The 15,276-nt window shown below is 41.1% G+C and carries 13 protein-coding genes; 5 read left to right on the plus strand and 8 right to left on the minus strand.

What is annotated here, in order from left to right:
* Positions 1–36 precede the first annotated feature (36 nt).
* From tssC to OCV27_RS07330, 8 genes are all read right to left on the minus strand, one after another.
* The gene (tssC, locus tag OCV27_RS07295; protein WP_125320851.1) at positions 37–1,515 is read right to left on the minus strand and encodes a type VI secretion system contractile sheath large subunit; all 1,479 of its coding nucleotides are present in this window, start codon (positions 1,513–1,515) and stop codon (positions 37–39) included.
* On the minus strand, positions 1,515–2,018 hold the full coding sequence (gene tssB, locus OCV27_RS07300; protein WP_125320850.1) for a type VI secretion system contractile sheath small subunit: 504 nt from the start codon (positions 2,016–2,018) through the stop codon (positions 1,515–1,517). The genes tssC and tssB overlap by 1 nt, the downstream gene beginning before the upstream one ends.
* Positions 2,019–2,037: 19 nt before the next feature.
* A complete protein-coding gene (locus tag OCV27_RS07305; protein ID WP_125320849.1) occupies positions 2,038–2,559 on the minus strand; it encodes a type VI secretion system tube protein Hcp in 522 nt (173 codons plus the stop codon).
* Positions 2,560–2,592: 33 nt separating this feature from the next.
* Complete coding sequence (locus OCV27_RS07310; protein WP_125320848.1) at positions 2,593–3,966, minus strand: type VI secretion system protein TssA; 1,374 nt, start codon at positions 3,964–3,966, stop codon at positions 2,593–2,595.
* Positions 3,967–4,238: 272 nt separating this feature from the next.
* Positions 4,239–4,541 (minus strand): PAAR domain-containing protein, encoded by a 303-nt coding sequence (locus tag OCV27_RS07315; RefSeq protein ID WP_125323393.1) that lies wholly within the window; start codon positions 4,539–4,541, stop codon positions 4,239–4,241.
* Positions 4,538–5,107 carry a DUF6931 family protein gene (locus tag OCV27_RS07320; protein WP_125323394.1) on the minus strand — a complete coding sequence of 190 codons (570 nt, stop codon included), beginning with the start codon at positions 5,105–5,107 and terminating at the stop codon, positions 4,538–4,540. Before OCV27_RS07320 ends, OCV27_RS07315 begins: the two co-directional genes overlap by 4 nt.
* Before the next feature lie 3 nt (positions 5,108–5,110).
* Positions 5,111–7,093: a type VI secretion system Vgr family protein gene (locus tag OCV27_RS07325; RefSeq protein ID WP_125323395.1), complete on the minus strand. Its 1,983-nt coding sequence runs from the start codon at positions 7,091–7,093 to the stop codon at positions 5,111–5,113.
* Positions 7,094–7,278: 185 nt separating this feature from the next.
* Positions 7,279–8,076 carry a hypothetical protein gene (locus OCV27_RS07330; RefSeq protein ID WP_125323396.1) on the minus strand — a complete coding sequence of 266 codons (798 nt, stop codon included), beginning with the start codon at positions 8,074–8,076 and terminating at the stop codon, positions 7,279–7,281.
* Between the two features lie 269 nt (positions 8,077–8,345).
* Between OCV27_RS07330 and OCV27_RS07335 the strand changes: the two genes are divergently transcribed.
* From OCV27_RS07335 to prpF, 5 genes are all read left to right on the plus strand, one after another.
* Positions 8,346–9,050, plus strand: a complete 705-nt coding sequence (locus tag OCV27_RS07335) for a GntR family transcriptional regulator (RefSeq protein WP_125322833.1) — start codon at positions 8,346–8,348, stop codon at positions 9,048–9,050.
* Between the two features lie 12 nt (positions 9,051–9,062).
* Positions 9,063–9,962, plus strand: coding sequence for a methylisocitrate lyase (gene prpB / locus OCV27_RS07340; protein ID WP_125322832.1), 900 nt, complete (start codon positions 9,063–9,065; stop codon positions 9,960–9,962).
* A 103-nt stretch (positions 9,963–10,065) separates the two neighbouring features.
* Positions 10,066–11,193, plus strand: coding sequence for a bifunctional 2-methylcitrate synthase/citrate synthase (prpC, locus tag OCV27_RS07345; protein WP_125322831.1), 1,128 nt, complete (start codon positions 10,066–10,068; stop codon positions 11,191–11,193).
* A gap of 242 nt (positions 11,194–11,435) precedes the next feature.
* Positions 11,436–14,027 (plus strand): Fe/S-dependent 2-methylisocitrate dehydratase AcnD, encoded by a 2,592-nt coding sequence (acnD, locus tag OCV27_RS07350; protein ID WP_125322830.1) that lies wholly within the window; start codon positions 11,436–11,438, stop codon positions 14,025–14,027.
* 8 nt (positions 14,028–14,035) lie between these two features.
* Positions 14,036–15,220, plus strand: coding sequence for a 2-methylaconitate cis-trans isomerase PrpF (gene prpF / locus OCV27_RS07355; RefSeq protein ID WP_125322829.1), 1,185 nt, complete (start codon positions 14,036–14,038; stop codon positions 15,218–15,220).
* Positions 15,221–15,276: the final 56 nt, after the last annotated feature.

Below are 15,276 nucleotides of genomic sequence, written 5' to 3' on the forward strand. Positions count from 1 at the left end.
TGAATTAAGGCCGGGATTAGCCGGCCTCAGATTCGATTAGCCTGGGATTTTGGCAACCATGCGTACCGACGTTGTCAGTTCTTCTAATTGTAACCAAGGTCTCAGGTGAGCAACCGCAGAATATGAACCAGGACGACCTGGTTGTTCAACAACCTCGATTCTTGATTCACACAGCGGTGTTTTAGCTCGTTGCTCATTACCAATCGCACCAGCATTGGTATATTGGTCTATCCAAAGTTGCAGCTCTCGCTGTATGTCAGGTGCTTCTAAGTTCGAGCCTAGCTTATCTCGTCCCATGACTTTTAAATAATGCGCAATACGACTACTAGCCATGATATAGGGTAGGCGAGCAGAAATTGAAGCATTTGCAGTTGCATCGGGATCGGTATAAGTTTTCGGTTTTTGTGCCGTTTGACCACCGATAAAAACACCATAATTTGAGTTTTTATAGTGCACAAGAGGCAAGAAGCCTAAGTCACTGAGTTCTTTTTCTCGTTCATCAGTCAGGTTGACTTCGGTTGGGCATTGCTGAACAAGATCTCCTGCTTCGGTTTTGTAGGTAAGGTTAGGAAGATTCTCGACTTTACCGCCGTTATCTAATCCTCTGATTGATGTACACCAACCCGATGCCGTATATGCTTGAGTCATCTTAAGTCCAAGTTCATACGAGGCATTAGACCAAACCAGTTGGTCATTACCCGATGGATTAGGGTTGCCATCCATGTCTGTTCCAAGCTCTTCATAATTAAATAGCTCAGTACCAAGACCTTTTTCACCGTATGGTAAACGCGCCAAAGTTCTTGGTAAAGTTAGGGTAACGTACCTTGCATCATCACTCTCGCGAAATGCATTCCATGCGGCATAGGCTGGCGAATCAAAACCAGCTGCGATGGGTTTACCTTCATCAAATGTTGTGAAATCGTTAAATTCAAACATTTGTGCATTTGCCGCTGCGACAAAGGGAGCGTGGCATGCTGCTGCGACCTCACCCATATAGCGTAGTAGAGCGACATCTTCGTCTTTGGAACTAAATTCATAGTCTCCGATGAAAGTACCGTAAGGTTCGCCACCTGCGGTACCAAACTCACCCTGGTAAACAGCATTAAAAAGTGGGCTACGATCTATTGCTGGTGCGTCTTCAAACTGGTCAAGAAGCTCTTCTTGAGTGAAATCAACCATTTTGATTTTCAAATCACGACCAAGTTCGCTTTCTTTTACTAGCTTTTGTAGACCGCGCCAAGAGCCCTCAAGCTTCTGAAAGTCTTTTTGTTGCATCACTTCAGACAGCTGTTTAGATAACTGCTTGTCGATTTCAGATATTGCATTCTCAATGGTTTTAGTAACATTTTTATCCCATGTTACAGTTCCAGAAAGTGCTTGCTCAGCAAGAACGGAGAAGAGCTCTTTAGTTGTGTCAGCTGGAGTCTGAGTGGTTGCTTCTATTGCTCTATCAAGAAAACTCAGCGAACCCTCGGTGGCTTCAGCTTGTGGTTGGTTTTCAGCTTCTGTGCTCATTATTCACCTCCTTCTTTACTTACACCTAGCTCTTCAGACAATGCAGTGATTGTGTCTGCGCTTTGTAAGACTTCTTTGAGCAACTTTTCGAGATCACGTGATCGGTCTGCTTTGGAAAGAAGCACTTTGAGCTGGTTACGGGTTTCTACAAGTTTTTTGAGAGGTTCTACTTGCTCGACGATAGCCTCAGGTTCAAAGTCTTTCATTGATTTAAACTTTAATCCAGCTTCAAATTGACTGTCATCATCAGCAAGTACGTTATCAACTTTTAGAGACAGTTCAGGGCCTACACGCTTCATTACAGTATCAAAATTGTCTTTATCAACGTTATAAAAGGTGCGATCTTCAACGTCTTCTTTATCTTGTTTATGACCAGAATAATCACCAATTACCCCAACCACAAATGGGAGTTCTTTGGTTTCTACCGCGCCATTAGTTTCCACATCGTAAGTAATACTCACGCGGTTTTTGCTTACACGCTTGTGCTGGGAATTAAGTGCCACCGTGGGCCTCCTTACTTAATTAACTTGCTGTTGAGGTAACTTTAGCTGTAGTTGCATCGAAACCAACTTCTGGTCCTTTTTCGATTTTCCCGCCTTCGCCTTCTATATAATAAGCTTTAGAAATTTCTGTATAGGTTAGAGAGAAAGACTCATTGGGTAAGCTTCCGTCAGAGCCAGCCATATTATAACTAGACATACGAGCAGCGTTCAGAGTTAGGATAAGATATGGATCAGCACCAGAACCTTCTCTATTTGGCTTGGTCATGACTATTTCGATTGTTTTGCCTTCTGCACCTGGCGCATAAAGAAATGTTGTCAGATGTGGAGTCGCACCGTCACATCCACGAGTAACATTAATTTCGCCCAATGCCACCATTCCTTGGTCTGAGTTGTTTGCATTACCGACATCAATACCCACACCACGTACTGCATTCCAAGTTACAGTATCAATAGCAAAAAAGCCGTCTTTACCACCGATTTTTTCTACAGTTGCTGCACCTTTTGGGGTAGTACCATCAATTCTCATGAAAATAGAAGCCATTATGATTTCCTTTACTAATTAGTATGTAATGTTTTACCACTCGAAAGTACTAAGCCCACTATCAGGCTGAGTCGTATTTGTCTCAGTTTTAGAGGGACTTTCGCGATATGTGACAGGTTCAGGAGAAGCTGAAGTCTGTAGTGGCGGTGTGTTTTCATCCGTCTGTACAAGCCCAGATGGTTGTGTAAGTACTCTATTTGATGCTGCAGTTATACGGCTTAACTTAGCTGGTTCTAAATTATCCATACCAGAGACCTGATTAATATGGGTAATAGCACCTGAGTTACCGCCAGTCATCTCGTTTAAGAGTTCAGGTAAGCTCATATAACCCCATCGAATTGCTCGTTCTAACAAAAATGGGATAGGACTATGAGGTTCGGTTTGCTGAAAAAATTGTGAAATTTTGCGCAGTTCATGAAACGCCTGATCGCGACTCGTTATTATGCTTGCTATTGAAGTAGATTGATTATGATTAGCTTGTCCTGATATGGTATTTTCAGCACTTGGTTGTGGTGATTGTGCAGTAGTATTCACACTAGGTACCTCTGAGTCAGAGGTGGTTTGATCTTGCAAATTTTCGTGACTAATCAGATTGAAGTTACTATCTAATGGCCAAGGTGCAAATCTATCGCCAACTAAATATTGTATTGCTTTGAGTAGTTCGGATAGATTCGCTTTTGCAAACTTAAAACTAACGGGTGGCAGGTTCACTTTTTGGCATTCTTGCGCGATATGCTTTTCGGCAGCATTAAAATTTTGATATGCAGTAGCAAGATCTCGTACAACATCTTCTATTTCGCTTGAGTATAATGAGTAAGCCGTTTCTTTAAGTTCAGATAGCGTACCACTCCGTTCAGCCTGCAAGAAATTACCAAATGTTATATGTCCTATTAGATCGATCATTTGCAACGGCATAAAAAGTGCCGTCGAGTCTTGGCTTTCACCAACGAGTTGGAGTAAGGGCTTGATACGAAACTCAATCAACTCTTTATTACGGCCTAATTCGTCTTCACTTTTTATCTTATCCAAAGGTAGTTGAGGATTAAGAGTTTGCCAAAATGATTCGATAAATTCGACTAGGACTTTAGTAGATTTTGCTAGATTGGTATAAGGAGACGAAGTGAAAAGCTGACTGGTAATGAACCACCCTAATAATTCAGTATCTTTTGTTTGCGAAGTTAGAGCATCAAATGTGGTGCTGCGCACTAAATTCCAGTTTGTGTCATTCGCCTCGATTAAGGATTCGTTGCTGGAAGCATCGGGAGTTTCTATTAACTGACGAAATGATGATTGCGCTGTATTGTAATGATTTCGTAGAGTACGATAGACGCTTCGATCCAATTTGAGATAGGTACCTGATGGTTGTTCTTCAGATATAGGTTTCAATAATGCTTCAATATCAACCATACATTGTCCGTCTTTAGCTGCTGAAATAATTCACCGTATATTCAATCATTTATCAATTATGAACATAGTTACGCATATCAGAGTTTAGTCTGTTTTAGCAGAGAAAAATTATTAAATTTATTATTTTATTAAAAGGGTGATTACTGTCGAGAAAAGTAGCATTGTTTCATGTTAATTTAGTCAACTTAATCTTTGATTAGAGTAAGTTAGAATCAATTAACACCTAAATGGTCTATTTTTTGATAGATTGAAATAGTGGCATTTTAATATAGTTAACCTCCAATAAGCACAGTAGGCATACCTAATACAATTGAACCGCCATGTGCAGTAGTATCGCCCATTCTTGCGGCAGGCTTACTATTGATTAGCACAGTTGCACTTCCTTTTACAATTGAATCAGGGGGGCCGACACATACACATATATCCCCAAGTGTTGCTGCTGGCATGCTTCCAATCAATACAGTTGGCGCCCCTGGCCCACTTATAGGCCCTCCAACATGCGGTATCGGTGGGACAGCAGGAGTCTGCATTGGGCATATATGCATATCGGTAAGTCGGGCAGCAGGCAATGTCATTCTAGTCCTCCATTTCCACCATTAGCAATATTAATCGCTGATGTAATAGCATTTTCATAATAGATTGTTGTTTGATCCCAGTTTGGTAATGCAGCAGCATGGTTTATGGCTCCAGCTACGGCTTTGGAATATAAAAATGGGTCAGGTAACACTACTGGTAAGTCTGGTGCAACTATACTCCCTGAACCATTCCAAAATACCGCCTGACTTGCCCAAGATGGTCCACAATTTAGCTCCAGCCTGTTAGCGAGTAATTCCGATTTTCTTCGAAGTTCCTCTGAAGGGGCCAGTGCCCAGTTTTTTGCTGTATTTAATGACATTTTTTGAACATCATTCCATATATCGTTGCGTGATAATAAGCAACATAAGGCCCACCAAATACTTTCTCGAACAGGTAAAGCATGGGCAAGAAATTGTACTAAGTCATAATTAAGCTCAGCTTCTTGTAGGCGGATGATTACTTGGTCTATTGAAAGATCTTCGCCAATGATTTCCTTTGCATCATCGGAGGCTTGGAATCTTGGCATAATTTGAGTACTACTTTGATAGGGGATTTTCTTATACATAGTTTAATTGACCTTAACAATTGCGCCTTTTAACTCACCTAATACACCGCCATCGAATGTTCCTTTGAGGCCAGATTTAAACTCTGCGCTTAATGAACCTTCAGCGCTTAACGTTGTATTCGCTTTTATCTCCACGCTGAGTCCCTTAATGCTGTTTGAACTTGTGGCTTCAAGTGCAGTTGTTGTGCCTGATAGCTTATTTGCTGACGTGGCTTTACTCGTCACATTGGTTCCCTCTAGGTTAAGGGAACTACTTGCTTTGATGTCTATATCGGTAGCTTCTATTGATATCGAAGAAGAGGATATTGATATTGTGCTTGAGCCAACTTTAAGGTCAATAGAGTCATCCGCTTCTAGTGTAATAGACTTAGCAGAACCACTTATTGCTTTGGTAACATCTAAACTGTAATTATCCTCTGTTTTAATTGTCATAGCTTTAGTCACAGTTTGATTAAGTTCTCCTTTGACGGTTTCTGTATGATTATTTTCAATTTCTTGGGAGATATCTTTAGCAGCATGGAGGTAGATAAGTTCATTATCTTTTTTGTCATCAAAGTACAGTTCGTTTGCTTCAGCTGTTAATTTTGTTTTTATACCACTCTTAGTCGTATTTGCTTCTTTGTAAGGTGGTGCATTCTCGCTGTTATATACACTTCCTGTAATAATAGGTTGATCTGGATCTCCATCGATAAAGGACACCAAAACTTCTTGTCCAACCCTAGGAACAAATTGTGATCCGTAGCCACTGCCTGCCATCATTTGAGCAACTCTGACGTAGCAACTTGTTTTGTCTCCACTTGACTCAGTGTCCCAGTGGAATTGAATCCTAACTCGGCCTTGTTCGTCTTGATTTATTTCCCCAGCAGTGGATCCTGCAACAGTTGCACTTTGCAGACCTTTGACTATCTGCTTTCCCCTTGGTTTGGGGTAGGTTGGTGTTGATTTAGGAGTAAGCTTAACTTCTGTTGTACATTGAACATCATTTTTGTAGTCAGTTGAGATACCAATCACCGAGAAATCACCCAATTGGTTTTTGTCTAAATGGCTATTTAGACTAAACCAAGTCGCAATATCGAACATGTCATGTTTCGCATGCGCTACAACTGACTGATATTCTTGCTCAAGGTGTTCAATACGTCTTTTAGCAAGGTTACTAGATAGGTCTGTCATGTCACGACTAATTCCTAATTCAGGATAAAATGCGGACGTCAATTTTGTATTGTTAGCGATAGTATGACTGCTATTTTTGGCTTTGCTGGTAATGAGCTTGGATTGTGAATAATCATATGAAGTTAATTCGATACTTGCCCCATGAAACGACATAATTGGAATCCAAGAATGTATCAATGGTAGGCTACCAGACGGCGTTTCTTGCATATCAAATTTTGCGGCATCAGCCTTATCAAAAGGAGATGTTGCATCTTGAATAACCATGGTATGGTCGCCAGTTTGGTGTTCAAAATAGTAATGCAGTCCTTCTTCCGCAAGTAATCGAGCGACGAAATCATGGTCAGACTCGTTATACTGAAGGCAATATTCTCTTTTTGTTGAAGGTAGGCTAGAAAGTTTATATTTGCCTTTGAAGCCAGCAGTATCGAAAATATCGCTAATAATGTCCTTTGTAGATTGTGTTTGGTAGACTCGAAATGAGTGAGTGTGGGTAAGTAACCAGAACCAAGGCCTAAGTGTTACCTGATATTGCATGAACTTTAGATTAGCATCTAATCCCATTTGCTCTATACGCGCGATTACACCATTAAAGGTCCGTTGCAATTTGTTGTTGCCTGATTCATTACTATAACGGTTGATCGTTAACAGCTGCCCAAGTTGGTCTTGAGCGCTAAAAGCTGAGGACACAATAGTGGCAGTGATTTCAAAAGATACCGATAAAGCTTGATTGACGATAAAATCACTGACTAAGTGTTCTTGGTTTTTGTAATCTTTTGCAGATATTAAGCTAGCCGATGCTGAATATTTATCAGTCATAGAATATCCTTGTAATTTTAATGCAGAATAAAAGTCTTACAAATTATGCTGATACGTATAGAACATAGCGAACCAATAAAAAGTAGCAGTAAATCAAGCGTAAATAAATCCCACTAGTTGGGAGAACATGAGATTTATATTCGAAGTGTGCTTAATGTGTGAGCTACCTTTATATATTTTTTAATTTAACGGCTATCTACCACTAACAATTTCGCCTTTCTATAAGCAAAGTCCATACTCTCAACTTCATTTTTACTCTGCAAAATTGAATCGACCGATGGGAGAATCACAAAGAATACCAAAGGTTCATGATGAAGAGCGCGCCAGAGAGTATCCAAATGGTTTTTTTTATGGACACTCATGTTAATGGTGAGCACTAAACTATCTTCAGCAAGGTTCGAATTAAGGATTTTCCCCAATTCATGTACTGCTCCCCAGAGTGTATTTAGAGATCTTTCTTGTGTACTTTTCAAAAAAAACTCTAATTCCAGATCTCCTGAATCACCATGTACTGTAATGCTTAAGCGGTGATTTACTCTCAGCCCTTTGGTGAAGGGGAGATATTGCAGATTATTGTCAATGATTTGAGATGAAAGTGGGCAAAGCTGAATAGAATTAGCTGGCTGTTGACTTGCATACATTTCACAAGTGAATTGTTTTATGATTGACTCTAATCCGCTGTGAAAGTATGTATTTTGAATATCTTTTATTGAAGTTGCTGAGCTTGCAATGGCTTCTGAAAATATTTTAGACGCGTTATCATTAACGGCTTCGTAGTCCCAAACATTAACATAATCGTTCGATTTAATTGCCTTCTTCACAACATTGTTTGTGTCGATAATTGTCACACTATCATCCGTATACACACTGTCTCTGAATAAGGGATAGTATGGTTCTCGGTCCGTAAAAGGGAACAAAGAGCATGCGGTAAGATTTAGTACCAGCAGCGATAGAGCTATCGTTGTTACAAAAAGTGCATTCATTCGACTATCAATTTCCCTACTGATCCCAGATAAGATAGTAGCCAGATACTTGTGTTAATTCATAACTTTGGTTCGATTACTGCGCAGTTAGTTCACAAAAATGATTGAACGAAAAGGGTTCAGTTTCTTAAAAGTATGATCTATTAATGATATATGCTATCAGTTTAATTTGGTTGTCGACAATGATCTTGATTGTTGACAATTATTATGGATATTTTGTGTTTTAGTCTTATTATTGTAGACAATTAAGTTAAAGATCATAAGTAAATATGGACGATGAACTCGCTTACCGTATGGAAACTAAGCTCAAAGAAAGAGAGAGTACCAAATCTGAAAATTTAACGGAGCTTTTGATTGACGTTATCGTTGCTGGAACGCTTGAGCCTGGTAGCAAAATTTCTGAACCAGAATTAGCCAAGCGTTTAAAAGTGAGTAGAGGCCCATTAAGAGAAGCTTTGATGCGAATTGAAGGTTTAGGGCTTATCGAGCGCATCCCGCATGTCGGTGCGAGAGTAGTTAAGCTTTCTACTCAGAAATTGATAGAAGTGTATTCGGTTAGGGAGGCTTTGGAAGGAATGGCTGCTAGACTAGCCGCTAGACATATATCGGATAATGAAGTCTTAAGTTTGGAAGCCTTACTTGCAAAACATTCTAGACATATTGACGAGGTTGATGGCGGATCTTATTTTCATCAACAGGGAGACTTTGATTTCCACTATCGCGTTATTTTAGCAAGTCGAAATAGCAAACTTATATCTTTACTATGCGATGAATTATACCACTTACTGCGTATGTACCGATATCAGTCTCCACGGTCTCAATCAAGGCCTATAGATGCATTAAACGAACACAAATTGATATTGAAAGCGATAGGAAATCGTGATGAAGAATTAGCAGAACTTCTTATGAGGCGACATATATCAGACAGTAGAAAATTAATTGAGCAACGTATTTCAATAACTCACAATGATTAGAAGGACATTGTCATGAGTTTATCTCAAGGTGCAAAATTCAGGATTGCTATAGAGCAAAGCAGTCCATTACAGATTGTCGGCACAATAAACCCCTACTGTGCAATGATGGCGAAAAACCTCGGACATCAAGCTATTTATTTATCTGGCGGAGGCGTTGCAAACGCTTCATATGGTTTACCCGATCTCGGCATAACCTCGCTTAATGATGTCTTAGTCGATGTTGAACGCATTTGTAACGCTTGCGATCTCCCGCTGTTAGTCGATATTGACACCGGTTTTGGAGGTGCATTCAATATCGCACGTACGATAAAGGCAATGGAAAAAGCGGGCGCTGCAGCAGTGCATATGGAAGATCAGGTTGCACAAAAACGATGTGGGCATAGGCCCAATAAAGCCATAGTGAGCCAACAAGAAATGGTTGATCGTATCAAAGCAGCCGTAGATGCTCGCCATGATCCAAGTTTTGTGATCATGGCACGAACTGATGCTCTTGCGATAGAAGGCATGGATAAAGCTATAGATAGGGCAATAGCTTGCATTGAAGCAGGAGCTGATATGGTCTTTCCTGAAGCGATGAATAAGCTGGAACAGTATTCTCAATTCTCCAAAGCACTGAAACAAGCCACGGGTAAAGATGTTCCTATATTGGCCAACATTACTGAATTTGGTCAAACACCTCTCTTTAGTACACAGCAACTGGTGGAAGTAGGCGTTGGTATGGTGCTTTATCCATTAAGTGCATTTCGTGCTATGAATAAGGCCGCAGAAAACGTATATGCACACCTATTGAAAGAGGGAAACCAAGAAGAGCTTATTGAGTCCATGCAGACTAGAAACGAATTATATGAGCATCTAAATTATCATGACTACGAACAAAAACTAGATCAACTTTTTTCACAGGGAAATAGCTGATCGTAAGCAAAAATGTATCTATTAAATGATTTATTAATGTAATTTTTTTGGTAACCATTAGGTTCCAGTAAAGAGAACAAGCCAGACAGAAAAGGAGTTCTATATGTCGACCAAAGAGTTAGCTGGGGCTGGTCTAAGAGGCCAAAGTGCTGGAAGTACTGCTTTATGTACAGTCGGAAAGACGGGCACAGGCCTGACATATCGAGGATATGATATTGCAGATTTAGCAAACAACGCTCAGTTTGAAGAAGTGGCGCACCTTTTGTTACGTGGTCACTTACCAACTCATCAAGAGTTGGATGCCTACAAAACAAGAATAATAAGTCTACGTGGCTTACCTAATGAGGTAAAACAAGCGCTTGAATTATTGCCATGTCACGCACATCCAATGGACGTTATGCGTACGGGCTGTTCGGTTTTGGGAAACATAGAACAAGAACTTAATTTCGTTGAGCAGCTCAATGCAACAGAGAGAATGTTGGCTTTATTCCCAGCAATGATTTGTTATTGGTATCGTTATAGTCATGATGGTGTGAGAATAGATACAGAAGACCAATCTCAGAACTGTATTGGTGGTTATTTTCTAAAAATGTTGACTGATAAAGAACCCAGCAAACTGCACAAACAAGTTATGCATTGTTCCCTTATTTTGTATGCTGAGCATGAGTTTAATGCATCTACATTTGCAGCAAGAGTCTGCGCTTCAACTTTGTCTGACATACATTCTTGCATTACTGCTGCGATTGGTACTCTGAGAGGCCCTTTGCATGGTGGAGCGAATGAAGCGGCAATGGATATGATTCAGGATTGGCAGACGCCTGAAGACGCTGAGTCTAATATCATGCGAATGCTAGCTAACAAAGACAAAATTATGGGCTTTGGTCATGCTATATATCGTGAAAGCGATCCTAGGAATGCATTGATTAAACGTTGGTCAAAAGAGTTATCTGAGCAAGTTGGTGATAAACATCTTTATGCTGTTTCAGAACGTGTAGAAGCTGTTATGAAACGTGAAAAAGGTTTGTTTTGTAATGCTGACTTTTTCCACGCATCCGCATACCACTTTATGGATATCCCTACTAAATTATTTACCCCTATATTTGTTATGAGTCGTCTTACTGGCTGGGCTGCTCATGTCTTTGAACAGCGTTCTAATAATCGAATAATTCGCCCATGTGCGGATTATACAGGGCCAGATGCTCAGGATTGGTTACCTATTGAGAAGAGGTAAGAGCTAGAGTGGTTGTTTTGTAGAGGTTTAGAGTTGAAGACTAAGCCTCTTTGTCTGTAAAAGACCAAGTTGAGCCATAAGTCGAGACTACTTTCGGCTTTTATTCTTCCAACGGCCCTCTTTGATAAAGCTGCTTTTAAGCTAGCCATTACCAAAATATTTCCTTTATCTACCCAAATCTATATCGTTCTGACGTGGCAAAAAAATTCGATCCAGTGCGATATTTAGATGGAAACAACACTATGAGTTGTACAGTGAACACAAACTACCGCAAATCACTTCCGGAATCTGATTTAGATTTTTTTGATGCTCGTCAAGCCATCAATGATATCTCTCCCGGAGCATATAATCGCTTGCCTTACACTTCTCGAATCCTTGCCGAACAACTGGTTCGAAGGTGTAATCCACAGACTTTAAACGCATCACTTAAGCAGTTAATTGAGCGTAAGAGAGACTTGGATTTTCCATGGTATCCGGCACGAGTTGTATGTCACGATATTTTGGGTCAAACCGCTTTAGTAGATCTTGCTGGTTTAAGAGATGCCATTGCTGAACAAGGTGGAGATCCCTCAAAAGTAAACCCTGTTGTTGAAACTCAACTGATTGTTGATCACTCTTTAGCTGTTGAGCATGGTGGATACGACCCCGATGCTTTCGAAAAAAACCGAGCTATTGAAGAACGCAGAAATGAAGATCGTTTTCATTTCATTGAATGGTGTAAAACCGCATTTGAGAATGTCAGCGTCATTCCTGCTGGGAATGGCATTATGCATCAAATTAATCTTGAAAAGATGTCCCCAGTAGTACAAGTTAAAGATGATATAGCTTACCCAGATACGTGTGTCGGCACCGACAGTCACACTCCCCATGTTGATGCTCTTGGTGTAATTGCAATTGGTGTCGGTGGGCTAGAGGCTGAAACTGTTATGTTAGGGCGTCCTTCTATGATGAGACTCCCGGAGATCATAGGCGTGAAGCTGATTGGTAGGCGCAGTCCTGGAGTGACAGCGACGGATATAGTATTAGCAATTACCGAATTCTTACGTAAATCGAAAGTCGTTTCTTCTTATCTTGAATTTTTTGGTGAAGGTGCCAGTAGTCTTACGATAGGTGATAGAGCGACTATCTCTAATATGACGCCAGAGTATGGTGCCACCGCCGGAATGTTTTATATCGATGAACAAACGATACGTTATCTGCAATTGACTGGGCGGGATTCACAGCAGGTAGCATTAGTTGAAAAATACGCGAAACAAACTGGACTTTGGGCGAGTGATTTAAAACAAGTTGAGTACGAGCGAGTGTTGGAATTTGACCTCTCATCTGTCACTCGAAATTTAGCTGGTCCGTCTAACCCGCATCGTCGTTTACCCACTTCAGAACTTACAGCAAAGGGGATTGCTGGCAAGTGGGATAATACAGAAGGGCGCTTACCTGATGGAGCAGTTATCATCGCTGCTATTACATCTTGCACCAATACAAGTAATCCAAGAAATGTTATTGCTGCTGGACTTGTGGCCAAAAAGGCAAATCAATTAGGTCTAGAGCGAAAGTCTTGGGTCAAATCGTCTTTTGCGCCGGGTTCTAAAGTTGCCAAACTCTATCTTGAAGAAGCTGGGTTACTGTCAGAAATGGAAAAGCTTGGTTTTGGAATTGTTGGTTACGCTTGTACAACCTGTAATGGTATGAGTGGGTCTTTGGACCCAAAAATTCAACAAGAAATTATAGAAAGAGATTTGTATTCTACCGCGGTTCTGTCAGGTAATCGCAATTTCGATGGCCGTATCCATCCTTATGCTAAACAAGCCTTTTTAGCTTCTCCTCCTCTCGTGGTCGCTTATGCTATTGCTGGTACGATTCGATTTGATATTGAGCGTGATGTATTAGGTCAAAACCCAGATGGTCATCCGGTTTACCTGCGAGATCTCTGGCCCACCGATGAAGAAATTGATCAAGCTGTGGCTGATTATGTTAAGCCAGAACAATTTAAACAAGTTTATATACAAATGTTTAAGCTCGGAAATCAGGAAACTAGTGCTAATCCACTTTATAGTTGGCGCAAGATGAGTACCTATATACGCCGGCCTCCTTATTGGGAAGGTGCCCTTGCTGGTATACGTACGTTATCTTCAATGAGGCCGTTAGCTGTCCTAGGCGATAATATCACTACTGACCATTTGTCCCCCTCAAATGCCATACTCGCGTCCAGTGCTGCGGGTGAATATCTTTCTCTTATGGGCGTTCCTGAGCAAGACTTCAACTCTTATGCGACACATCGCGGCGATCATCTTACTGCGCAGCGCGCTACATTTGCTAACCCCAAACTTTTCAACGAAATGGTAAAAGACAAGGGAGAGCTGGTACAGGGATCTTTTACTCGCATTGAGCCCGAAGGAAAAGTTTCTCGTATGTGGGAAGCGATTGAAACTTATATGGAGCGTAAACAACCTTTGATCATTATTGCAGGTGCAGATTATGGCCAAGGCTCGTCACGAGATTGGGCGGCAAAAGGTGTACGTTTGGCTGGTGTTGAAGTCATAGTTGCAGAAGGGTTTGAACGAATCCACAGAACCAATCTTGTTGGCATGGGAGTGTTACCTATCGAATTTAAGCCTGGAGTAAATCGACAATCCCTCAAGCTTGATGGCAGCGAGGTTTACGACGTGGCTGGAAATGCTAAAGCTGGAGCCGAACTCATTTTAATCATCACGCGTAAAAATGGTGAGCGTATAGAAGTGCCAGTGAAATGCCGGTTAGATACGGAAGATGAAGTCTCCGTTTACGAAGCTGGTGGTGTCTTACAACGTTTTGCACAAGACTTTCTTGCAAAGTAGGGGGACTCATGACCAATCATCAAACAAGCCAAATAAGGGTTGCAGCAACTTATATGCGAGGTGGAACCAGTAAAGGAGTTTTTTTCAACTTAAATGATCTGCCAATTGAAGTGCAGCAAGCTGGAAAAAATCGTGATGCATTTTTATTACGAGTAGTAGGCAGCCCTGATCCTTACTCAAAGCATATCGATGGAATGGGAGGAGCAACGTCAAGTACCAGTAAAGTCGTTATTCTTTCTCAAAGCACTCAAGCTGAGCATGATGTTGATTACTTATTTGGACAGGTTTCGATTGAAAAGGCTCTCGTTGATTGGAGCGGTAATTGTGGTAACCTCTCTGCGGCGGTAGGGCCTTTTGCAATACACGCTGGGTTATTGCCACTAGAACGCATTCCTCAAAACGGCACTGCCATAGTTAGAGTATGGCAAGCAAATATCAAAAAAACTATCGTTATTCATGTTCCTATCAAAGATGGCGCTGTGCAAGAAACCGGTGATTTTAAGTTAGATGGGGTTACTTTTCCTGCGGCAGAAATACCGGTTGATTTTATTTCGCCTGCAGATGGGGATAACTGCATGTTCCCAACCGGTAACTTAATTGATGATCTCGATGTTCCAGAGGTTGGGATATTCAATGCCACGTTTATAAATGCAGGCATACCGACCATATTTATACAAGCAGACTCGCTTGGTTATTCGGGTACTGAACTTCAAGATGACATCAATAATGATCAAAATGCCTTGGATAAGTTTGAGAAACTTCGAGCTTATGGGGCGTTAAAGATGGGTCTCATAAGCGATATTGAAGAAGCTGAAAGTCATCAGCATACGCCCAAAATAGCGTTTATATCTAAGCCTAAAAATTACCATGCATCTAATGGTAAATACATTTCTGAAAGCGATGTTGATCTACTCGTCAGGGCCCTATCTATGGGGAAACTACACCATGCCATGATGGGGACAGCTGCGGTGGCTATTGCTGCTGCCTCATGCGTCCCCGGAACACTAGTGAATCTAGCGGCTGGTGGAGGTGAAAAACACTCGATCACATTTGGACACCCGTCTGGTGTATTAAAAGTTGGTGCTATTGCCAGCCATAGTGAGAAAGGCTGGGCTGTTGAAAAAGCGGTGATGAGCCGAAGTGCGCGAATAATTATGGAAGGTTTTGTTCGTGTCCCTTCCGATATTTTTTAGAGTAAGTCTGTGAACAAATACAGGCCTCAAACTTATCTGGGCATACTGGAGGAAGC

Source organism: Vibrio pectenicida, from assembly GCA_024347015.1.
GTDB lineage: Bacteria > Pseudomonadota > Gammaproteobacteria > Enterobacterales > Vibrionaceae > Vibrio > Vibrio pectenicida.